This window comes from Streptococcus sanguinis (assembly GCF_050223295.1).
GTDB classification, from domain to species: Bacteria; Bacillota; Bacilli; order Lactobacillales; family Streptococcaceae; genus Streptococcus; species Streptococcus sanguinis_X.
Genome location: NZ_CP071424.1, coordinates 1,663,890 through 1,687,264 on the forward strand (window position 1 = coordinate 1,663,890; position 23,375 = coordinate 1,687,264).

21 protein-coding genes and 1 tRNA gene are annotated in these 23,375 nt (G+C 41.7%); 1 reads left to right on the forward strand and 21 read right to left on the reverse strand.

All coding sequences use genetic code 11. The features are described from left to right. Positions 1-15: 15 nt before the first annotated feature. The 21 genes from J1C77_RS08130 to J1C77_RS08230 all read right to left on the reverse strand — a co-directional run bounded on the left by J1C77_RS08130 (position 16) and on the right by J1C77_RS08230 (position 22,088). Positions 16-2,031: a M13-type metalloendopeptidase gene (locus J1C77_RS08130; protein WP_002920712.1), complete on the reverse strand. Its 2,016-nt coding sequence runs from the start codon at positions 2,029-2,031 to the stop codon at positions 16-18. Positions 2,032-2,508: 477 nt separating this feature from the next. Continuing rightward, entirely contained in the window at positions 2,509-3,372 is an 864-nt protein-coding gene (tehB, locus tag J1C77_RS08135) for an SAM-dependent methyltransferase TehB (RefSeq protein ID WP_002920711.1), read from the reverse strand. Positions 3,373-3,612: 240 nt separating this feature from the next. After that, on the reverse strand, positions 3,613-4,572 hold the full coding sequence (locus J1C77_RS08140; RefSeq protein ID WP_002920710.1) for a hypothetical protein: 960 nt from the start codon (positions 4,570-4,572) through the stop codon (positions 3,613-3,615). A 113-nt stretch (positions 4,573-4,685) separates the two neighbouring features. Continuing rightward, entirely contained in the window at positions 4,686-5,153 is a 468-nt protein-coding gene (gene smpB, locus J1C77_RS08145) for an SsrA-binding protein SmpB (RefSeq protein ID WP_002920709.1), read from the reverse strand. Continuing rightward, complete coding sequence (rnr, locus tag J1C77_RS08150; protein ID WP_002920708.1) at positions 5,116-7,464, reverse strand: ribonuclease R; 2,349 nt, start codon at positions 7,462-7,464, stop codon at positions 5,116-5,118. Before rnr ends, smpB begins: the two co-directional genes overlap by 38 nt. Positions 7,465-7,549: 85 nt before the next feature. Then, positions 7,550-7,783, reverse strand: a complete 234-nt coding sequence (secG, locus tag J1C77_RS08155; protein ID WP_002920707.1) for a preprotein translocase subunit SecG — start codon at positions 7,781-7,783, stop codon at positions 7,550-7,552. Between the two features lie 42 nt (positions 7,784-7,825). After that, entirely contained in the window at positions 7,826-7,975 is a 150-nt protein-coding gene (rpmG, locus tag J1C77_RS08160; protein ID WP_080980294.1) for a 50S ribosomal protein L33, read from the reverse strand. Further along, the gene (locus tag J1C77_RS08165; protein ID WP_328263335.1) at positions 7,975-9,177 is read right to left on the reverse strand and encodes a multidrug efflux MFS transporter; all 1,203 of its coding nucleotides are present in this window, start codon (positions 9,175-9,177) and stop codon (positions 7,975-7,977) included. Before J1C77_RS08165 ends, rpmG begins: the two co-directional genes overlap by 1 nt. 3 nt (positions 9,178-9,180) lie before the next feature. Further along, on the reverse strand, positions 9,181-9,777 hold the full coding sequence (gene coaE, locus J1C77_RS08170) for a dephospho-CoA kinase (protein ID WP_002920705.1): 597 nt from the start codon (positions 9,775-9,777) through the stop codon (positions 9,181-9,183). A gap of 5 nt (positions 9,778-9,782) precedes the next feature. After that, on the reverse strand, positions 9,783-10,607 hold the full coding sequence (gene mutM, locus J1C77_RS08175) for a DNA-formamidopyrimidine glycosylase (protein WP_002920703.1): 825 nt from the start codon (positions 10,605-10,607) through the stop codon (positions 9,783-9,785). Positions 10,608-10,632: 25 nt separating this feature from the next. Beyond that, positions 10,633-10,782, reverse strand: a complete 150-nt coding sequence (locus tag J1C77_RS08180) for a helix-turn-helix domain-containing protein (RefSeq protein ID WP_152905390.1) — start codon at positions 10,780-10,782, stop codon at positions 10,633-10,635. Positions 10,783-10,784: 2 nt separating this feature from the next. Then, complete coding sequence (locus tag J1C77_RS08185; protein ID WP_002920702.1) at positions 10,785-13,742, reverse strand: type I restriction endonuclease subunit R; 2,958 nt, start codon at positions 13,740-13,742, stop codon at positions 10,785-10,787. A 9-nt stretch (positions 13,743-13,751) separates the two neighbouring features. Continuing rightward, positions 13,752-14,657, reverse strand: coding sequence for a Fic family protein (locus J1C77_RS08190; RefSeq protein WP_002920701.1), 906 nt, complete (start codon positions 14,655-14,657; stop codon positions 13,752-13,754). A gap of 219 nt (positions 14,658-14,876) precedes the next feature. After that, the gene (locus J1C77_RS08195) at positions 14,877-15,773 is read right to left on the reverse strand and encodes a hypothetical protein (RefSeq protein ID WP_002920700.1); all 897 of its coding nucleotides are present in this window, start codon (positions 15,771-15,773) and stop codon (positions 14,877-14,879) included. Beyond that, on the reverse strand, positions 15,773-17,077 hold the full coding sequence (locus tag J1C77_RS08200; RefSeq protein WP_427195060.1) for a restriction endonuclease subunit S: 1,305 nt from the start codon (positions 17,075-17,077) through the stop codon (positions 15,773-15,775). The genes J1C77_RS08195 and J1C77_RS08200 overlap by 1 nt, the downstream gene beginning before the upstream one ends. Next, a complete protein-coding gene (locus tag J1C77_RS08205; RefSeq protein WP_002897157.1) occupies positions 17,070-19,178 on the reverse strand; it encodes a type I restriction-modification system subunit M in 2,109 nt (702 codons plus the stop codon). The genes J1C77_RS08200 and J1C77_RS08205 overlap by 8 nt, the downstream gene beginning before the upstream one ends. A 150-nt stretch (positions 19,179-19,328) precedes the next feature. After that, positions 19,329-20,228 carry a GTPase Era gene (era, locus tag J1C77_RS08210; RefSeq protein ID WP_002894867.1) on the reverse strand — a complete coding sequence of 300 codons (900 nt, stop codon included), beginning with the start codon at positions 20,226-20,228 and terminating at the stop codon, positions 19,329-19,331. Between the two features lie 68 nt (positions 20,229-20,296). Beyond that, complete coding sequence (locus J1C77_RS08215; RefSeq protein WP_002894866.1) at positions 20,297-20,695, reverse strand: diacylglycerol kinase family protein; 399 nt, start codon at positions 20,693-20,695, stop codon at positions 20,297-20,299. After that, the gene (ybeY, locus tag J1C77_RS08220; protein ID WP_002909250.1) at positions 20,676-21,173 is read right to left on the reverse strand and encodes an rRNA maturation RNase YbeY; all 498 of its coding nucleotides are present in this window, start codon (positions 21,171-21,173) and stop codon (positions 20,676-20,678) included. Before ybeY ends, J1C77_RS08215 begins: the two co-directional genes overlap by 20 nt. 224 nt (positions 21,174-21,397) lie before the next feature. Continuing rightward, positions 21,398-21,470, reverse strand: a tRNA-Thr gene (locus J1C77_RS08225). 48 nt (positions 21,471-21,518) lie between these two features. After that, a complete protein-coding gene (locus tag J1C77_RS08230; protein ID WP_002920696.1) occupies positions 21,519-22,088 on the reverse strand; it encodes a GNAT family N-acetyltransferase in 570 nt (189 codons plus the stop codon). A gap of 130 nt (positions 22,089-22,218) precedes the next feature. On the opposite strand from J1C77_RS08230, the gene ald reads away from it, so the two are divergent. After that, the gene (gene ald / locus J1C77_RS08235; protein ID WP_002918634.1) at positions 22,219-23,331 is read left to right on the forward strand and encodes an alanine dehydrogenase; all 1,113 of its coding nucleotides are present in this window, start codon (positions 22,219-22,221) and stop codon (positions 23,329-23,331) included. Positions 23,332-23,375: the final 44 nt, after the last annotated feature.

The following is a 23,375-nucleotide window of genomic DNA, read 5'->3' on the forward strand; positions in this document are numbered from 1 at the left end:
CCTAGACAAGTAATCTTACCATACGCTGACCCGCTTATCTGGAGCCAGATACATGGCATCACCTTCTTTGATTTCTGGATAGGTTTCATAGAAATCCTCTACATTTTTGAGCTGCTGGTTGACCCGCAGCTCGGAAGGAGCATGAACATCTACCTTCAAGAGAAGTTGGTTAAATTGCAGACTAGCCTTGCTTCTCCAAATATTGGCATAGTTTTCAAAGTAATTCTTCAAGTCTGCATCTGGATATTTCTTTTTAACAACTTCGAGAGTGGCTGAAAGTCCACCCGCATCGGCTACATTTTCTGTTACCGTAAGCTTGCCATTGACCTTGCCACCGTAGATTTCAATACCATCCCACTGCTTGGTAACAGCTTCAATTTTCTTGTCAAAAGCTTTCTTATCTGCTTCAGTCCACCAATTGTTCAAATTTCCCTCTTCATCAAAGTTTGCACCGTTTGAGTCGAAGGCGTGAGTAATCTCGTGACCGATAACCATACCAATACCGCCGTAGTTCTTTTCCATCTCTTGCTTAACATCAAAGAATGGATTCTGCAGGATTGCGACTGGGAAGTTGATACTGTTATTTTCCTGTGAGTAGTAAGCGTTGATATCATAGGAAGGCATGACCCACTCGTCCTTGTCTACTGGCTCAGAGAAGTGCTCAACATCATATTGATGTTTTGCTTGACTCAAAGCAATTGCATTTTCAAAGAAGGATTTTTTATCATCTACTTTTAAGGCCTTAGTCACTTCGCGAACTTTTTCAGGATAGCCGATATAGAGTTTCATCGTATCCAGCTTCTTGACTGCCTTCTGTTTGGTTTCTTCTGACAGCCATTCATTTTTCAGCATACGCTCCCGATAAACTTCCTTGATATCCTTGACCATTTGGGTCACTTCTTGCTTGGCTTCCTCACCGAAATATTTGCGGCCATAATAAAGACTGAAGACATCTGAAAAAGTTCCTGTTGTCAGATTGTATGCTGCATCTTCTTTTGAAGTTGCTTCCTTAGTACCTTGCAAGGATTTTTGGTACTCTGCAAAAATCAGCCGATAGTCATCGGTTAGAAAACTAGATGCTGATGCTGCCTGCTTCACAAGCATCCAAGATTTGAGCTTGCCAAAATTCTTGTCATTAACTACCTTGGCAAAATTTTCATAATACTTAGGGTTAGGTACATTGACATCACCAGATTCCTGACCTAGATAGTCATTGATAATATCGTGAAACTTAAAGGTATCAGAGTAAGCATTGATGTCTTCAGCCGTCTTAGGATGGTGAAGATTTTTAATTTCCGAAGTTTCTTCATTACTTTGGGCATACTTGGCCAGTTCTCCATCAAATTCTAAGGCTTCTTTGACAATCTTTTCGCTCTCTTTTTCACTGTAGCCCAGCTTTTGCATGGCTTCTTTGAATGCTTTTTCCAGCGGATCCATCATCCTTTTCTTAGCACCTTCATCTTCATAGTAGCTCTTATCCGGCAGCATAAGACTTGGACTGGACAGATTCACTTGTTTCTGATTGGTATTTTCTAGGTTAGAACTGATTTCAAAGGTAAACGGCAGAGCCAAACCGCGTTTTTCCCAGTCAACAGCCTTGCCAGCTAGGTCCTTCAGATCGGACAAGTCTTCAATTTCCTTGAGATAGGACTTGAGAGGATCTAAGCCATCCTTTTCCCGCTGCTTGAAGTCCGTCGCTTGCTGGTAGTATTTGATAAACTCAGGCATGCCTTCAATCGTCGACTCTTCTTTACCAGAGACTAGGTTTTTGACATCCGCCTTCATCTTATCCTTGACCTGCTCGTTCAGTTCATAAAACACACCGTTAGACGGCTGGTCGCTAGGGATTTCTGCCTTTTCTAGCCATTTTTTATTGATGGCCTGATAGTAATTGGTCCTCACTGTGGCATTCTTATCGATCGGTGTCTCCTGAGGGACAAAGGTCTTATAAGCCCAGTAGCCACCGGCAGCCAAGATTAGACCGGTCACAGTCAACGTAGAAGTTAGAATGATTTTCGTTCTTTTCTTCATGAGTTCCTCCTTTTATCTTAAGTAAAATATAATTGACTTTTTTATTTTACTCATTTACTTTAACATATTCTTTTTTCCTCGTCAACAGAAAACTGAAGGTCTGGAAAAAATTGCCGCAAGAGGAGAGAGTAAGATCTTTCAGTCTGCTTTTAAAAGTGATCTGGTCTAGACTCACACTTAAAGAAAAACTAAAGTTTCCATCAGCTGTCCTGTTGCTTCCAGCTTTTTTCTCTCCTCCTTGCACTTTCTAGTATAGCCTCCAAACTTCAGATATTTCTCAAGAAATTCTAAAATATTTCTAAAGTTTTTTACTAAAATAAAAAAACTGAGACAAAAATGCCTCAGTCTAGCTTTATTACGTTCAAAAAATATTGAATCTGAGACAATTTAAATTGTCTCCCAGACCTTTTAAACCTAAGCCTCAAAATAAGTGAGCAAAGCTAAATTTTCAAAAATCAACTTCTGTCCTACTGTCTTCTACTGAACCTTTTTAGCCAGCATAGTCGCAAAGCGCAGCTGAATTCGATTGCCGTTTTCATCACGTCGATGGAGGTGACCAGGATTTTCATTGTACTTAACCAGCTCCCAGCCTTTATAATACTCGGCAAGCTCACCTTCCTTAAAAGTAAAAGGAAAGGGCACAGAGCATGGGAAGTCTTCTGTATCCATGGCACAGACGATGAGATTGTAGCCGCCAAGCGCTGTATGCTCTTGCATATTTCGGATAATATCCGGAATTCGCTCCGCCTGCAGAAACATAAGGACAACGGTGGAAACAATCAAATCATAAGTCTGAGTCAGACTAGCTGAGTTGATATCGTAGCTACCCACTGGCATCTCCAAATCTTCCTGCTCCACAATGCTACGTAAGATCTCCAGTGCCAGCTCATTCTGATCTACGGCCGTCACTTCAAAGCCCTGCTTGGCTAGAAAGATAGCATTACGACCTTGACCACAGCCTAGATCTAATGCCCGCCCTGGTCGGACTGTTTGCATAGCTTCCAAAACCTCTGAGTGAACTGGATTGCTGCCGTATTTCTTAGGGAAATAATCCTCAGGCCGACAGTAAAACTCCAAATACCACTCCAAATCATCTGTCAGGGCTTCAACCCGATGCCAAGCTTGGGGCTGGGCAAAAGGATTGTCCTGACCAGCTTCAAAGATGTGCTCAGCCAGCTCCTCACCTTCCTCTGACATCTCAACAAACTTAAGGCGTCCCTTGAGAACAGTGATTTTGCCCCAAGTTCCCTCTTTGGTATTGTGCTTTCTCTTCACTGCTTCTGGCATTGTCTCAGCCGTCCACAGCGGCATACGTTTATAGGCTAGCAATTCTTCTGTCATAAAAAATCCTTTCTCTAAAAGCTACGCTACGAATAATCTAACTGTCTTTATCATACTCGAAAAGCACAGACTTGACAAGTGTCAAATTGAACAATCTTCCCTGCAAAAAGAAAGAACTGGTCAATCAGCCAGTTCTTTCTCACATAGGAAGTCTACTTTCTTTTACTTTTCAACATCTATCTATTTACGACTCATCTATATATCCTTTCTATTCTCAGCAAAAATATTGGTGGATGGGGTTTACATTCTCGATTTAGGTTCTCCTACTTCCTTGTTGCGATAGTATTTAGCAAACTCTTCCTGACTATTGACAATATGTTCCTGACCATCTATTGAGTTTTCGGCAGGTATTTTCACATTTTCGAATAAATTGGTCCCTTTTTTATACAGCAGCTGATAAATCGGCATGTTGTTTTCGATACTTGGCTTATCAGCCAGAACTACAATTGACCCGTTATTATCTTCCAAAAGCTTTGCTGCATCAGGATACTTTTGACGGATAAGGGCATCTTTATCTAACTTCCCGCCTGCAGAAACACCAGTTTCCCAATTAAGCATGAAGTAGTCTTTAGATTCGGGAAGTAAATTATAAAAATTCGTTGCAGTAGCATATTGCTCATAATCTTGTTCCTTACCTAAATCTATAATCTTTCCTTTTTCTAGGTCAATCGACTTTGTGACAAGAGAACCATCTTTGGCATTTTTTAAATGAATGTCCAATAACTCTCGCCCCTCACTGATATAGATTATAGAGGCAATTCTTGTAGGAATATAGTCTGAATCGTAATCTCGAGTCATTTTAAAAACTTCGTATTCTTTGGAAGGAAAGCCTTTCTCTTTTATATCATAGACTGCAATCTTCCAATACTCGTCTTCAAGAGGTTCATTTCTTAGGGGAGTTAACGTGAGCAATTTATTATACTCTTGTACAATCTTCGTTTGCCCAACAACAGGGGCTCCCAAAGTAACAGATGTAGAATTCTCTGTAATCCAATAGTCAAACAGATTATCATAGTCCCACTTAATCACCAAAGCTTTCCCGTTCTCAATATATTTATAATCTGCAATTTTTCGCTTCAATAAAAAAGTAGAATAAGGTTTGACATATTTCTTAACATAGTGTTGGTAAGCTAGGTAAGGTGTAAGCAAAAGAATTGCTATAAATATGACAATAAGTACTGTTTTTTTCGAAAATTTCATATATAAACCTCTAGATACTCATTAGACAATAAAATGCCCTTCCTCATCCTTTCCATTATAGCATAAATCAAAAGTCAGAGTTGAATACTTAAAAAGACCGGTCACCCAGTCTTTCATCTTGTATTAAAGTTCTTCATCTGTCTTGCGATGTCGCGGTTTTGCTCGCGGCGTTTGATGGACTCGCGTTTGTCATAGTTGTGCTTCCCTTTGGCTAAGCCCAGGAGCAGCTTAGCATAGCCGTCCTTGAGATAGACCTTGAGCGGCACCAGCGTCATACCAGTTCCCTTGGTCTCCTGCTCCAGCTTTTGGATCTGCTTCTTATGCAGCAGCAGCTTTCTGCGGCGCTCAGGCTCTTGGTTCCAGATATTGCCCTCTTCATAAGGCGCGATATGGACATTGCTGAGCCAGGCCTCACCGTTCTTGATTTGGGCAAAGCCGTCTTTGAGATTGATACGGGCAGCACGGACGCTCTTGATTTCCGTCCCTGTCAGCACCATGCCGGCCTCGATGGTATCTACGATGGTGTAGTCATGTCTGGCCTTTTTATTTTGCGCGACGACCTTTCCTTCTCCCTTTGCCATGCTTGGCTCCTTTCTTGACTAGTTCCTTGTAAAATGCCTTCTGGCTCTTGCCTTTCTTGGACTTCTTATCTTTCTTATCTCTGTTGCCTTTTTCTTTGGAAGAATGGCTGCGCTTGTCATCCTCACGGCGTCTCTTTCTGCCTGACCTGCCTCTGCCACTCTTATCAGTCTTTTCTACCAGATCAAATTCACTAGGCAGGTATTCAAAGTCAATCTCGCCCGTAGCCTTATCCGCTCGGACCAGCTTGATACGAATCTGCTGACCGACCTTGAAGACCACGCCAGACTTTTCTCCTTGCAGGGTCATCGTCCGCTCATTGTAGCTGTAAAACTCTGGCAGGTTGGTGACATGAATCAAGCCTTCGACCGTATTGGGCAGCTCGACAAAGAGTCCAAACTTAACCACGCTTGAAACCACGCCGTCAAACTCTTCCCCAACGAATTCTTCCATATACTCAGCCTTCTTCATGGCTTCGACTTCGCGCTCGGCCTCGATAGCCCGACGCTCTCGGCTGGAAGACTGACTGGCAATCTCTGGAATCACTTGCTCAAAATGCTCTGCTATTCCCTTAGACTTGCCATAGTCCCGCACCATTCGGTGAACTAGAAGGTCCGGATAGCGACGAATCGGACTGGTGAAATGTGTATAAAACTCCGCTGCCAGACCATAGTGGCCGTGATTGTGCTCAGAATAGCGAGCCTGCTGCATGGAGCGCAGAAGCATCATAGATAGGACATCCTCATAAGGCTGGTCTTTGACTGCCTCCATAATATCCTGCAGAGCCTGCTGACTCATAGAGCTAGCCGTTCCGTATATCCGAACCCCAAAGCTAGAGGCGTAGTCGATGAACTTCTGCACCTTCTCCGCCTTAGGCTCCTCGTGGATCCGATAGATGAAGGGCAGATTTAGCTTAGCAAAATGCTCAGCCACCGTCTCATTCGCCACCAGCATAAAGGACTCAATCATGCGCTCGGCAATCCCACGCTGGCGCAGGACAATATCCACCGGTCGGCCTTCTTTGTTGACCATGATTTTGGCTTCATTGGTGTCAAAGTTGAGCGCACCTCGCTTAAATCGCATGCTTTCCAGAATCTCATGCAGCTGGACCATGCTGTCAATACTAGGTACAATAGCCTTGAACTGCTCAGCTTTTTCCTCATCTCCTGCGATGATGTCGTTGACATCACTATAGGTCATGCGAAAGGTCGTCTTGATCACAGTCTGGGTAATGGTATGCTTGACCACGCGCCCCTTGGCATCAATCTCCATGATAGCCGACTGAGTCAGCCGGTCCACATTGGGATTAAGGGAGCAGATTCCATTTGATAGGCGCTCCGGAAGCATAGGTACCACGCGGTCGGTCACGTAGACAGAGGTCGCTCGATTGAGAGCTTCCTTGTCCAGCTCAGAGCCTTCCTTGACATAGTAGGACACATCTGCGATATGGACACCCAGCTCAAAGTTGCCATTTTTAAGGCGCTTGATATGGACAGCATCGTCCAAGTCTTTGGCATCCGCTCCATCGATAGTAAAGGTAATCTCTTCACGCAGATCCAAACGCCCTGCCAAATCACTCTCTGTCGGTGCATCCGGAACTCGCTCGGCCTCTTCCAAGACCTTTTCTGGAAATTCAGAGACAATGTCCATCGACTCCAGTACTTCCAGTACATCAATGCCTGGATCATTGACATGACCGACCACATCGACCAGACTCGCCACGAAGAAATCGTGTTTCTTGGTCGGATATTTGTCAATAGCGACCTTGAGCACCTCTGTACCATCCAGAACCATGGCTGGCTTTTTGACATAAATAGGCTGGCGGATTTTCTGATTTTTCGAGCGGATATAGCCCGCATACTTGGGCTTTTCCTCATCCAGAACCAGCTGGCCAACCGCTGAAGTCAGGCTGTGCTCCAAAATATCGATAATCTTAGCCTCAGCTGATGTTCCCTTGATCCGGTCTGCCACCTTGGTAATGACTACTTCCACCGTATCACCATCAATGGCATGATTGACATCATTACGGCCGACAAAGAGGTCATCCTCTTCCTCATTCAGGGTGACAAAGCCAAAGCCATTCTTGTGAGCATGAAAAATACCCTTGAGCGTCAGACGCTCCTGCTTTTTCTTCTCATAAAGCTCAATCCGCCCCTTGTCATCAAAGCGAATCTGATGCTTTCTTTCCATCTGGGAAATGGTCTTAACCAAGCTACTAAAGGCCTTGGAAGATTCTTTCCCCAAAGCAGCCGCCAGCTCATCTACGCTGGCCTGCTGCCTGTCTTTTAAATATTCAATGATTTCTGATTTCATATTCCTCTTCTCTTGATGAGTTCTTCATCCTTGCAAAATCTCTTTAAAACTTAAAAAATAGGCCAAGACGAAGTCAGAGCCCATTTTATTTACTAGATAATATTGCTAATACCAATGCAATCAGTAGCCAGAAGAAAATCATGATTCCCGTCATACGCTGCATCACAGCTTCAAAACCGCGTGCCTTAGGACGTTCAAACAAGTCGTTGGCACTGGCATCAAAGACGTTGCTGGACTGATTTTTAATTGGTTGCATGAAAATTGCAATGACAATAATAGCTGATAAAATGACTAAAATGGTTAATAATAGGTTGTACATAAATAAAAACTCCTTAAAATCCTATCTATTTTATCATAAAATCTACTTGGATTCAAGATGTAAAGTAACTTTTCTTTCCTTGGGACAATACTTTAAGACCTCAATTTTTTCCGGATGCGTTTTAGTATTTTTGCTGGTCAGATAGTTCTGACTGCCGCAGCCGGAACATTTTAAATTTATTTTAACGCGCACTAGATATCCTTCTTTTTAAATAAATTTCGAAAACTAAAGAGATTGACCAGCATACTGACTGCGACTAGCCCTGCTGTTGCATAAAAGACTGAATGATAGCCATAGGCTGCCGCAATAACCGATCCAGACATAGGGCCGACCACCCCACCCAGATAAAAGAAAATCTGATTATAGCTGAAAATCCTAGAGATTCCAAATTTGGGTGTTATCTTACTTAGCAAAGCATTGACACCTGGTATCAGCGCCCCTGTTCCTAGACCAAATAAAAAGCGATAAAAGCCTAGCTGCATAGGGGAGCCAGCATTGGCACAGAGCAGATAAATCAGGATTGAATAGAACTGAGCCAGCACCAGAAGCCGGTGATTGCCGATACGGTCTCCTAACCGCCCCAGAATACTGGAGCTCATCATGCTGGAAAGTCCCATGCTAGATACGATAAGACCCGAAACAAAGATCAGATTGTCCTTTTGCCCCAGCTCTCTAACATAGAGGGCAAGGATAGGACTGATAGATTGAGCTGCAAACTGGATAACAAAGCTGGTCAGAAAGAGATTCATCAGCATCTTAGGATACCTGAGTTGACGCAGCAATTCCCTAAAGCCTACCTCTTCTTGTCGGGTCACTGGCACAAAATCCTCCCGAATCAAATAAAAGGTCATCAAGGCTGCCACTAGAAAAAAGCCGCCAATCAGAAGAAAGACATTGCGGATACCGAACATCTCCGCAATCAGACCGCCAATAAATGGACCCATAAGATTTCCCGCAACGACACCGGTCGAGAGAGTTCCCAGAGCATAACCCGTTTTTTCCTTGGGAGCCTGACTGGCAATCAGAGCTGTGCTGTTGGGAACATAACCAGCGAAAACACCGTTTAGAAAGCGTAGGAGCAAGAGCCAGAAAATATTGGGCACAAAGGCAATACCGCCCATAGTGAAAACCATGGCAATAGCCGCACGTACCATCATAGGCTTGCGGCCATATCGATCAGCCAGACTTCCCCAAACAGGAGAGAGCAGCGCCGCTGAGATTGCAGAGAGAGAAATCCCTAGCCCAGCGTAATACTCCACATCATGACCTATGGCACCCAGCTGCTCCACGAAAAGTGGCATAAAAGGCGTCACCAGAGAAATGCTGGCACCAGTCAGGAAGTTCCCAAACCAAGCGATTTTCAGGTTATGTTTCCAATTTACTTGTGTCGTGATAAATCATCTTCTTTCTAATTTCTGCAAAGCATCGTGAATCTGCTGTCGAGTTTCCTCAAGCAAGCCATTATTATCTATCAGCACATCCGCCCTCTTTCGTTTTTCTCGGAGAGATAGCTGAGCTGCTATACGTTTTTCTGCTTCTTCCTGACTGAGGGCATTTCGAGACATAAGACGACTGAGCTGAGTTTCCACCGTCACATCCACCAGCCAGATTTGGTCAAACCATTCTTCATATTGTAACTCGAACAGCAAGGGAAGATCCATAAAAAAGACAGCCTCAGTTTCTGCCAGCAAATCTCGCCGGCTAGCCAGTTCCTCGCGGATAATCTGATTTTGTATTTGACTGGATTGCTCCAAGAGTTCGGGATTCCCAAAAATCATAGCTCCCAGCTTAGGCCGGTCCAAGCGCCCATCTTTCTGTAAGATAGCTGGACCAAAAGTGGATAAAAGAGCTTGATAAAGGCGTCCGCCCGGCTCCTGTAGCTTATGAACCACCTGATCCGCATCAATGACTTGGTAGCCCTGCTGCCTTAAAAACTCTGTCACGGTTGACTTACCCGAGGCAATGCCACCAGTGATGCCGATAATTCTTACCATGACAGCTACCTCACTTTCTGGCAATGAGGACAGAGATGGGTACCTCGTCCGCCCAGCTTAATTTTTTCAATCGGGCTGCCGCATCTAGCACAGGGTTGACCGGTCTTTCCATAGACCTGCAGAAAATCCTGCATAGTGCCATCCTCACCCAAAGCATTGCGGTAGGTCCGAATGGTCGATCCTCTCTTTTCAATCCCAAGCTGCAAAACTTCTATAATCTGCTCACGCAGCCGCTTCACTTCAGCAGGCTTCAGACTATCAGCTGGCCTAGCTGGATGAATCTTCGCCCGCCAAAGGGCCTCGTCTACATAGATATTGCCTAGCCCAACGACCAAGGTCTGCTCTAGCAAATAGGGTTTGATAGGCTTCTTGGAACGACCCAAAGCTGCTGCAAAAGGCGCCAAAAGAAAGTCCGCCTCTGTCGGCTCAGGACCAAGCTTTCTGGCAGCAAAATAAGCCTCCAGCTGATCCTTTCTCAAGAGCTCCATGGTCCCAAACTTACGAACATCCTCATAAACAAGCGTCCCACCATCCGTCATCTGGAAAAAGACATGGGCATGCTTGCGCTCAGGTACCGCATCAGGATAAAAAAGATACTTGCCTTCCATTCGTAGATGGGAAATCAGCACTCCACCCGTCAGGTAAAAAAGCAAATACTTGCCCCGACGACCGATCTTTTCAATGGTCTGACCTGGCAAGTCGTGGACAAAGCTATCCGCTCCCGTACCAATCATCTTGGCATAGCAGACCCGCACCTGATCAATCGTCTTGCCGACAACCAGACGCTCCAAACCGCGCCGAACCGTTTCCACTTCAGGTAATTCAGGCATAAAGCTCCTTTCTATCTTCTATTTGTTAGTCAGAAATATACTCTAAAATATCAGCAGGCTGACAATCCAGCGTTTCACAGATAGCCAGCAAGGTTGCAAAGCGAATACCTTTAGCCTTACCTGTTTTTAGAATAGACAAATTTGCTTGTGTAATTTTTGTTATTCCTAATAGAATTTTTAATCACTACTCTTTTTAAAACTTTGGTAAACATCATCAATAAAAATCTTTGCAATACGCTTTTTGAAATCTTCATTACTCAATAGCACTCCAAAGAAATCTTGATTTTGGGTGTAACCATCAGTTAAAGCTTTATCAATTTCATCCTCAAATGAAAATTCGAAATCTTCGCGAGAGTTTACTAAAGCTGATTGCTTCAATTTAGGATTCTTCTTCATCAATTCCCTAATTGAGACTGCCCCGCTAACAGCAATTTGATCATCAATATCTAAATCAAGCTGCTCATTAATTTCTTCAATAATTTCAGACAATTTTTTCTCTTGTTCTTCAGAAACATTTGATAAATTCGGCTTATTCAGTGTCACCGAATAATTTCCCTCTAACTCTGCCACAGTGTAAAAACCGGTTTGTTTGTGTTTCATATTATCTACAACAATCTTATCAGCAATAGTGAAATCATTCCCTCCCAATCGGACATCAATCATTTTCACAAGACCTTGCAGATAATTGTATCGTTCATGAAGCAATTCATTTTGATAAGCTGTAGCCTGAATCAAGAAGGTATACATCCGTAAAAATCCACGAATAACTTTACGGATATTTACTTGTTCTTTTTCATCAAAACGCTGCACTCGTGCATACCCGTTTGACAGTAGAGCGAGCATCTTTTGTTTATCGCGGCTGGAACGTTTCTCTTGATATAAGAATTGATTATAGGCATGGACATCATCATTATCTACTATTCCATAACTTTCAATTTTAGCATCTAAATCAAATACATCGCTCGGAGTAATCGTTTCAGTCAAAATTGTTTCTCGGTAGTAGGGAGCAAAAGCTCTATTAATATCCTCATAGGTATTTTTAAAATCAAGAATAAAAGTCTTTTTGTGATAGCCTTTTACAATACGATTCAAACGAGATAAAGTCTGTACTGCTGCTACATCACGCAACTTTTTATCTACATACATAGCCAATAATTTAGGCTGGTCAAAGCCCGTTTGATATTTATTTGCAACGATTAGCACTTGATAATCATCAGTATCAAACTTACTTTTGAGCTTATCTTCACTAAAACCATTCATAGAAGATTCGCTAAATTCAGCTCCATCAAGGCTCAACCTTCCTGAAAAAGCGACGGCCGCTCCGATACTAGTAATATGATGCTCTTTTAAATATTTCTTAAAAGCTTGTTGGTATTTGACAGCTGCCTCACGTCCTGAAGTTACAATCATTGCCTTTCCATGTCCACCTAAATCAGCCATGATGTCATGAGTAATAAAATGGTCCATGATAATTTCGACCTTTTGATGAATATTTTCATCAGATAGCTCCACAAATTTAGCAATTTTCCGCTTTGCCACTGTCGTTTTGAGTTCAGGATCCTCTTCGACCGCCTTATTTAGCTTGTAGTATGTTTTATAAGTGGTGTAGTTATTGAGAACATCTAAAATAAAACCTTCCTCAATAGCCTGCTTCATACTGTACAAGTCAAAAGGAACCTTTGAACCATCTGGTCTAGTAGAGCCAAACAACTGCAATGTAGTAGCTTTAGGTGTCGCTGTAAATGCAATAATAGAAATATTGTCTTGTTTCCCTGTACGGGCAATTTCCTGTTCAATAGCATCGCCGACAGACACTTCTTGTGGCTCATCCATTGTGCCGTTCTCTATATCCGTTTCAGTCAATACCTGACTGACTGCACTCATATAGGAGCCAGTCGTAGAACTATGCGCCTCATCAATCAAAATGGCAAATTTCTTTTCTGCTGTTACACCCGCAGACATCCAGTTTGATTTATTTATTTGTGCAAACTTATGGATAGTGGTCGCAACAATTTTTGTATTCCCAGCAAGTGCATCTGCTAAGTCGCTAGAAGTAGCCTTATCATCCATAACCTTAATCACACCAGGCTGATGCTCAATAGAACGAATAGCATCTTGAAGTTGACGGTCAACAACGATACGGTCAGTAACAACCAAAACTGTATCAACGATATTTTGATTTTCTTCATCATGAAGACTAACTAAGCTGTGTGCCAACCAAGCAATCGTATTTGTTTTACCCGACCCCGCAGAATGCTGAATCAGATAGTTTCTGTCAGTATGGTTGACTCGCATATCTTCTAAAATACGATTAACTGCTCGTCTCTGCTGATAACGCGGAAAAATGATATCCTTTTTATCAGGCGTTAAAAAGATAAAACGTTCAATCAACTGTAGGATACTTTCTTTCTTCAGCAAATCTCGCCATAGATATTCTGTTTCTGGCCCCTGATTATTCTGGGGATTCCCTGCTCCTTGGTCAATCCCTTCACCCTTTCCTTTATTAAAAGGCAAGAAGTAGGTATCTGATCCCTTAAGCTGAGTTGTCATATAGACTTCCATCCAGTCAACCGCAAAACTAACTAATACTCCTGCATTAAATCGGAAAAGACGATTTTTAACATCACGTCCTTTTAACTGCTTAATAGCATCCTGGACAGACTGGCCACTTGAATTTAGTTTCAACTCAATAGCAAACAAGGCTAAGCCATTAAGAAAGATGACTAAGTCAATACGTTCTTGGTCCTTATAGACCACTTCTTCCATTACTGTCAAGCGATTTAAATTATACTGATGACTAGCCTTTTCATTAAAGTCTGTTGCTGGTCTGCGGTACATAAGACGAAGTTTTTTATTCTCAATATACACTCCATCTTTTAAGGCAAATAGAAGACCACCTTTGATAATTTCTTGATTAATCAAATTGAGAATAGTCTCTCTATCAAAACGCTTCAAGAGTTTTTCGACAGTTGCTTCTTGGGTTGACATCAGAAATTCCCATAAAATATCTATATCCATAGCCAACCTTTGATTATAAGCAGACTGAGCACGCTGAATATAGCCATTATACTGAATGAGATCTTTTAAAATCCATTGCTGAAAATCATAACGCTCAGTAATATCTAAATTTGCCATCTGCTCTCCTTATGCTTCATCACCAAGAGATAAAATCTCCAAATACATATCCAATCTTTCATTGATATATTTGGCAAATAAATCCTCCATTGCCGATAAACTTCCTTTTGAATGAAAGTCATCAAATGCTTGGTAATAGGCCAATCTGTCCATAAATTTTATATCAATTGGTGGATAGCCTGCCTTCATCAACTCCAAATTCACCAAGAGCCTACCTGTTCGGCCATTGCCGTCAATAAACGGATGGATACTCTCAAAGGCAATATGAAACTGAGCTAGTTTGGTCACCATATTTTCCTGACTTGCAGCATAATCCACTAGGAGCTTCTCCATCAATGGAGCAATCATGTAAGGCTGAGCCGGTTCATTAGCTGCTCCCATGATGCGCACTGGGACTCTGCGATAAATACCTCGGTCATTTTTTTTATCCGCTAATACTAGATAATGAATATCCTTTATCATCTGTTCCGACAAAGGCTGGTTCTCCTCAACAAGCCTTTGAACATACAGAAAAGCCTCCTGATGACCGATTGCCTCCATATGATCTTTTAAAGGCTTTTGGTCAATAGTCAATCCACGCAGGACCAAATCTGTCTCACGCAAGGTCAGTGTATTGCCCTCAATGGCATTTGAGTTATAGGTATATTCGACTGTGAACTCTTCATTCAGCCGCTCCAGCTCTCCATCCGTCAAAGGGCGAAGTTTTGATAACTGCATCATCTTTTCATCAATCAAAGGCAAGAGACTCTCTGCTTTCTTATAACGGCCATCCGCTGGCTTTCTGGCATCTGAGGGAATCCTCCACAAACGCCCTTCTTGGACAGCACCCGGAATCTTTCCCTGACTGCAAAGAGACCGAACTCGACGATCAGAAATCCCCCAGAGATCAGCTGCCTGCCTCACTGTCATATACATGAGCACTCCTCACTTTCTCCCTCTATTATACCATAGTCCGGAACAATATGAGGAATAACGGAACAATATTTACAGATTAACGGAAGGATATATAGATAGATAAATAACATATTGCTTACCCAAGCTCTACAATGCTTGAACTCATATTAATCACAGAGTTTAATTATAAATATAACAATTCATAACAGGTCTTGTTCTAAATACTGATTAAGAAATAAATTACTCATCTCCAAATAAAGACAACTGTCCATCTAAAATTTCAGTCCTCCTCACTCGATGTTTAAATTCAAATTCATGTTTTTCATCTGTTCCATAGCTAGAAACTGAGATTACTTCCCATCTTATTTTCTCAGTTCCTTCTTGAATTTTAACTATTTTTTTTAGTTCACACTTAATATAAAACCCCGTATTAAAAGAAATAACCTTATTTTGAGATTTTTCTAAAAACTCTTTATCTTTGATATAAAAACGAATTTTTTCACTTTCATATTCTCCAGTCCATCCTTCGTTGCTTCCAGCTACTATAACTGGAGAGATTATATATATTTTTGCATCTGAAATAAGTTTATCTTCATTATTGTTTAAACAGATATAATCATCAAAAGTCTCTCTAGGAATTTTTGCAATCACTCTATCAATCTGTTTTATTTCAATTTCCTTAATTGAAGTATCTTTTTTATTCGCTTTATAAAAAGCATTCTTTTGTTTTCTTGTAAAACCAAAATTATCAATTAGTGTATTTGCCTGAGACTCTGTTAAACTTCCTTCATTAATTCTCTTAAAACATTCAGACATAAATGTAGCTTTTTCAATGTTACTATTTTTAGGAGTTAGGTTAGGTGAAAAGAACTTATTTATAACAGCTCCTAATAAAATCATAATAACGTCTTTATGTTCACCTAAGAACGTGACAACATGAGAAATATCGAAACTACCTTGTTCTCTTGCTCTCACTTTAATTTCAATAGGAAAATTAAAATCTCTTGCTATAGAATATATAAGTGAGGTAATCGCTTCTTCTGATTTTAATAAAGTTCTTGAATCAATCTCATGTAAATCTTTTTCATCAAAAATCCATCGAATAGAATAGCTATATTCATATACAACGGTATCCATTACACCCTCCTCTTCCCTGTTACATAATCATAAATAAGAGTTTGTCGTTGTTTGTTAATATTTTTAATTTGCTCTTGCTTGACTTTTATTAGAGCATCTACATTAGAGCATTGTTTATCTAAATATTCTACAATACCATACTGTTCCTCCATTGGTATTATTGGGATAATAATATTTTTTAAATTATAAGAATAGATGACATCAATCGTTGTGCTGTTACTCAAAAATTTCAACTGTTCTTTAACGAATGTAATATCATTAAAAAAATACTTTATTAGCTTTGGTTGAACAATATGACTATCTACCCTAAACTTCATAAGACAAGGATGTAAAACACCTTCAAAATAATCTTTAGGAACAATAGCGATACGACCAATGGTACCTCTAGTAGTCAACAATATATCTCCAGATACCACAGAAAAGTTTTTTAATTCTTTCCATTTTGCATCGCTTATAAAAGTATCCGTTTCAGTAAAATTATTGTCTAAAACATTACGCTGATTATATACCCATTTACCTGAACTTCTTATTGCATCTCCTGATAACGAAGAACCAAATGGACCAACTTTAATATTATTACTTGCTTTTTCAAGAGTAAATTTTAACTTACTCACTCCCCACCCTTCAGGTACCTGTCCAATCCAGTCGATACCTGAATCTTTCATAGGGACTGTTTTATCTAGTCCTTTTGTGACAGTCTCATAAATCAAGCTAGAGCGGTAGTCTTTGAGTTTTTGAATTTGCTTTTCAAGTAATCTTTTTGCCCTATCTAACTGAGCTATTTTCTTGTCTAGATAATCAGCAATTTTTTGTTGTTCATTACAAGGAGGAATTAATAACTCCATTTTATAAATATCTGACCAAGTCCCACCTTGTCTAACTCCACCACCAAAGTTATAAAAAACTTTACAAATATCATATGTATGCAAAAGATAGTACATATAACTGTCGTTACTCTCTAAATTTTTTAAACGCAATGTTAAGTATGCCGAAGTAATAATACCATTTTCTCTTGCAAGTCCAACACGAAGACTTCTTTTATCATTTTGTAAATCAGTCAGACGTAAAACAATATCTCCTCTTTGAATAATATTATACGTATCAAATGATTCTGGTAAAAGTCCAAAAGAACTATCTATGGATTTCCGGATAATACGACCGTAACTTAGAGATAATAGATTTTTTTCTTTATTACCTCTATTTTTTTGTTTATGTTCCTCAAAAATATGATTGACTTTAGCAACTTCCCACTCTTCTGGTATCTGTCCAATCCAGTCGATGCCACTCTCTTTCATCCTAGTCATGTTTGAGCTCCTCCAAGAGGTTTTGTAGTTCTTCTTCAAGCTCGTAGAACTCTGCCAAGAGCTTATCTGCACTTTCTGGGGCTTGGTACTGGTAGAAATACCTAGTAAAAGGAATTTCAGCTCCATAGCCCTTTTCCTCATCAAACCAATAGTGGGCGTCTGGTACATGTGGATAGACTTCACGCGCAAAGTAGTCTTCAACATCCTCTGTCAGTTTGACGATTTCACTATCCTTGGTGGTCTTATCATAGACAATACCATCTGCTATCTCGCCAAACTTGTCCTTCTTGGTCGTTGTGACAATTTCTGCTGTCTTATCCATCTCGCTCATAGTAAGCGCAATAGCATTGACATTAGCTGGTGTCACCTTCACCTCAGATAATAGCTCTCTGATTACCTGACTAAATTCCTCAAAATTAGGGTAGCTGTCATCAGTGATTCCAAGCCGGAGAGCATTTAATAACTGCTCCTGCTTAGTTTTCCCCGCTGCTAAGTCTTGTAATTTCTTCTCATCATTGGCTGTGCGAGGCTCCATTTCAAGCAGTTCCTGATATTGGTATTCATCATAAAGCTTTGCTACAAATGGGACACTTTTAACCTTTTCGATGGTATCTTCAGTAATTCTGCCTCGACGTTGCAGAGGCTGCATAACGATATACTCTTTATAAAGAAATTCTTTGTTATCAAATATTTTCACATGGTCGTTTTCTTCAAAGTTATGGTACCACTGGATAATCTGCCGGATATTGTCCTCAGAAAGTTCACGACGCTTTTGTCCCAGAGACTTTCTCAATGGTACAAACTCTTCGGTCGCATCGATAAACTGTACCTTATTCCGACGCTTAGGAGCTTTATTTTTATTGTAGATCCAAATATAGATGCCAATTCCTGTATTGTAGAAAAACTGACCAGGGAGTGCGATGATAGCTTCTAGCAAGTCATTCTCTAAGATATAACGCCTAATCTGACTTTCTCCAGATGTTGTTCCACCTGAAAAAAGCGGAGATCCGTTAGAAATAATAGCTGCACGTCCATTCTTTTCTAGTTTAGCCAAGCCATGCAAGTGGAAAAGTAGCTGAGCATCACCTGTTGCCGGAGTATTGACAAACCGACCTTGTCTGCCATCGGTTGCCTCAAAGAGTTCTTGATCTTTTTTGACAGCCTGTTCTACACCATCATCCGCGTCCTTTCCTCCCCAAGACTGGCCAAAGGGAGGATTGGCAATGACAAAATTCATCTTTTTGTCCGCAAAGGGATCACCATCTTTAAGAGTATCTGTCTTCACAAAGTAGTCAGAATTTTCCTGCCGAATAAGCATATCTGCCCTTCCGATACCATAAGTTTCTGAGAGATATTCCTGACCAAAGAGAAGAACATTCACTTCAGAATTCAAACGACGAATATAACTTTTGGCTGTAGCCAGCATGCCTCCCGTACCAGCAGCCATGTCTAGAATTTTTACTATTCTCTTATCTACAAACAGTTCCTCATCTGCTTCAACGAGCAGTAAGTTGACCATCAAAGCAATGACCTCCCGAGGTGTATAGTGAGATCCTGCTTCCTCATTTTCGGAGAAACGGCGAATGATGTCTTCAAACATATAGCCCATTCGCATAGAATCCACTGTACTCGGGGATAGATCAATTTTGGAAAATTTCTTAATGACAGTGAATAGGCGTCCTGTCTGTGCCAAGGTATGGACCTGCTCCTTAAACTTAAGGTTTTCAATAATGTCCTTTACTCGTTTGGAATAACCATCTAAATAAGCGAGAAAGTTTTCTTCGATTGCATCAGGATCATTTTGCAAATTTTCAAGAGTAAAAGGGCTTGTATTATAGTATTTATATCCTGATATATCTTCAAGAATCTGTTCCGGTGTTTTTTTGTCTTTCTTGTAGGCTGCAATCACTTGATCCTTGGTTGGCAGTAGAGCTGCTTCCAATCTAGCTAATACAAACATGGGAATAATCACATCACGATATTTATCTGCGCGATAAGCTCCTCGAAGTGTATTCGCAATAGACCAAACTGTGTTGACATCGCTAGAAATATTAACATCATTTTTCTGAAAAAGAGGAAGTTGCGATTTTAATTTTGACATATATATACTCTATTTCCAATTCTTATTTTAGTATCTTTCTGGTGGAAAAAATGTAGACCATCTCTCGTTTGTAGTAAAAAGAGATAACAAAATGTTATACTCTCTTTCACTACTATTTTAAACATATTTTTTCCTAGCTTCCTTAGGGATTCAATACTCCTTCTTATTATAGCCAAAGTCCGCCAAGTCCAGCTTCTTGTCCCGCCAGTTTTTCTTGACCTTGACCCAGGTTTCTAGGAAGACCTTGTCCCCCAGCATGAGCTCAATATCGCGCCGAGCCATGGATCCGATTTTCTTCAGCATGGATCCGCCTTTACCAATGATAATGCCTTTTTGACTGTCACGTTCCACCATGATAGTCGCTCGGATATGGACCTTGTCCGTCTCCTCGTCTCGCTTCATGCTATCAACGACCACTGCGACTGAATGGGGGATTTCCTCCCGCGTCAGCATCAAAACCTTCTCCCGAATCATTTCTGACACCAGAAAGCGCTCCGGATGATCAGTAATCTGATCTTCTGGGAAATACTGGAAGCCTTCTTCCAGATTCTCACTGAGGATGTCAATCAGATGGGACACATTATTACCCTGCAGGGCTGAAATCGGCACGATTTCTTTGAAATCCATCTGCTGACGGAAATCATCAATTTGCGCTAAAAGCTGATCCGGATGGACTTTATCAATCTTATTAACTACCAAAATAACTGGTACTTTAGCCGCTTTCAGGCGTTCGATAATCATGTCATCGCCCTTGCCACGCGGCTCATCAGCCGGCACCATGAAGAGGACGGTATCCACCTCACGCAGGGTGCTGTAAGCTGCTTCCACCATAAAATCGCCTAGAGCCGTCTTAGGCTTATGGATTCCCGGCGTGTCGATAAAGACAATCTGCTCCTTATCCGTCGTGTAAATTCCCATAATTTTATTGCGTGTGGTCTGAGCCTTATCGCTCATGATGGCAATTTTTTGCCCCATAACATGATTTAAAAAAGTTGATTTCCCAACATTAGGACGTCCTAAAATAGCTACAAAACCTGATTTAAAAGTCATTATTCTACCTCTATTATATTTCCATAAAAACAGCAGAAAATCGGCAGTCTCCCCCGATTTTCAAGTCTTTAAAAAATCCAATCCCAAATCTTGGGAACAAAAATAATCAGTCCCGTCACAACAGCAAAGCCAGACACGACCAGAACAGCTCCCGCCGCCATGTCCTTGGCATTCTTTGCCCGCATAGAAAAGTGGTAATCGCTGGCCAGATCCACGACATTTTCAATGGCAGAATTGACAATCTCAAAGGCAATGACCAGAAAAATGCTCAAAAAGAGAAAGAGCCACTCTATCGCGGACAAGTCAAAAATCAGTCCCGCAACTATCACTGCCAAAGCCGAAAGGACATGCTTGCGCAGGTTGCGCTCCTCTTTAAAAGCTGTAAAAATACCGGTTAAAGCAAATTCCAGACTCGAGACCACATCTCGATTTTTCCATTTGCGTTTGTTATTTCCTTGTGAGTCCATAAGCAGTTAAAATTTCTTCCTGTAATCCAAACATTTCTGCTTCTTCTTCCGGCGTATAGTGATCATAGCCGTTGATATGCAGAAAACCATGCACTGCCAAAAAGCCCATCTCCCGCTCAAAGCTGTGGCCGTATTCCTCTGCCTGCTCACGCGCCTTGTCCACTGAAATGAACAGCTCGCCGATATAGGCGTCAAAATCCTCCAACATCTCAGCTAGCTCAGGATGGTCCAGCAAATCCTCCTCGTCAACAGCGATGTCCAGCTCAGGCTTATACTCCAAGCTAATCACATCCGTCGGCCGATCCGTATCTCTATATTCCAAGTTTAGTTCATGACTGCGCGCATTGCTGACAAAAGTCACAGCCATTTCCTTATTTCCCTTGCCCGTTTTCTGGGCCGCAAACTCCAAAATTTCCTGAGTCTGTTTAAGAATCTCTTCCGAAACCTGACCCGTCTCATCTACCATTTCGATATACATATCTTACCCGCTTTGCTAGTATTACCTTATTATATCATATTTTGACTCACTTTAGGGAGCCGAGGGCAGGGTTTTGGAAAATAGCAGAGCAGATTTATCAACCACTCACCGCAAAGACAAAAGCAGCTATTTTTATTATGTTCCTTCCCGAAACTTTGCCTTTCACTATTTGCTATAACTGACAAAAAGAAAAGGCTGGGAAAACCCAACCTTGTATTACAAGATGCTAATTGCCGGGATCGAACCGGCGACCTCATCCTTACCATGGATGCGCTCTGCCAACTGAGCTAAATCAGCGTACCTATCTAATATATCATGTAGATAGGTGCTTGTCAATATCCTTTCTCATTTTTTTGCAAAATAATCTTCCCTAGTCAGATAGTAATGAACCCGTGTCACAATGCGACCTTTCTCATGCTTGTCTAGTGATGCGTAAGGCTCTTCGTGGGAATATTTCATACCCGACTTGACCATAACTCGGCCAGATGCTGGATTATCCACATCATGCAGCGCTACAAGTTTGTTCATTCTGATTTCCTCAAAAGCTAGCTTGATTACTGCGCGATTGGCCTCTGTCGTATATCCCAGATTCCAGTATTTTTTATTGATTACGTATCCGATAGCCGCCGTTTTCAAGTCCAGCCTGATCTTATGCAGGTCAATAGTCCCGATGAATTTGCCACTTTCTTTCACTTCTATTCCCCAGCGCCCCAGAGGATTGGCCAGATAAAAGAGAGCGATATTATTGCGTGTTTCTTCCAGGCTTTTGTTTGTCTCAAAAGTATAGCGAGTATTTTCCTCATCTGAAGCGTACTCAAACATTGCCGGGGCATCCTCCAAGGTCACCGGACGCAGAATCAACCGCTCAGTTTCCAGTCTGGTATGACGAGCCAGATTGACATAGATATTTTCCATCAGAGCCTCCTATTTTTTCTTAACAGAATAGCACAATTCACTAATGAAAGCAAACCGCTCAGATTTTTTCTTGATTTTTGAAGCGTTTTCATATACAATAAAAACATCTTAAAAAAGGAGCATATTTTTTATGTTAATCGGTATTCCAAAAGAAATCAAAAACAATGAAAATCGTGTCGCTCTGACACCAGCTGGTGTTCAAAGCCTCGTTGGTAAAGGACATGAAGTGCTGATTGAGACAAATGCAGGGCTGGGATCTGGTTTTACAGATGCAGACTACCAAAAGCAAGGTGCAAAAATCGTCCCTACTGCTGCAGAAGCTTGGGCAGCTGAGCTGGTGGTCAAGGTCAAAGAACCTCTGGCAGCCGAATATAGCTTCCTCCGCGATGACCTCTTACTCTTTACCTACCTGCACATGGCTGCCGCTCCTGAGCTAGCAGATGCTATGACAAGTGCCAAGACGACTGGTCTGGCCTATGAAACCGTCCGCGATCAAGATGGACAACTGCCACTCTTGGTACCTATGAGTGAGGTAGCTGGTCGGATGGCGGTCCAAATCGGAGCCCACTTCCTGACTAAGCGTGAAGGTGGATCTGGCGTACTTCTCGGTGGTGTACCAGGTGTTCCGAAAGGTAAAGTCACCATCATCGGTGGCGGTGTCGTAGGTACTCATGCCGCTCGTATCGCTCTAGGATTGGGTGCTCAAGTGACTATTTTGGATATCAGCGCTAAGCGTCTGTCTGTCCTAGAAGATGTCTTCGGTCATCAAATCCAGACCCTCATGTCTAATCCGTTCAATATCGAAGCTAGCGTTCGAGAGGCAGATGTCGTGATTGGCGCTGTCCTCATTCCAGGTGCGAAAGCTCCGAAACTAGTGACAGACGATATGGTTAAGCAAATGCGTCCAGGCTCTGTCATTGTTGACGTAGCCGTTGACCAAGGTGGTGTTATTGAAACTGCTGACCGCGTAACGACTCACACCGAGCCTGTTTACGAAAAACACGGTGTCCTCCACTATGCAGTTGCTAATATTCCTGGTGCCGTAGCCCGCACTTCTACTATCGCCTTGACCAATGTCACCCTTCCTTATATTGAAGCCTTGGCAGAGAAAGGCTTCAAACAAGCCATTGAAGATGACCCAGGCCTGCGTCAAGGTGTCACAACCTACCAAGGCCACATCACCAGTCAGCCAGTTGCAGAAGGCCTCAACAAGGACTACACATCTATTGACGAACTCGTTTAGTTGATTATTTCAACTTTAAAATCAATCCCACAAAAAAGAGCAGA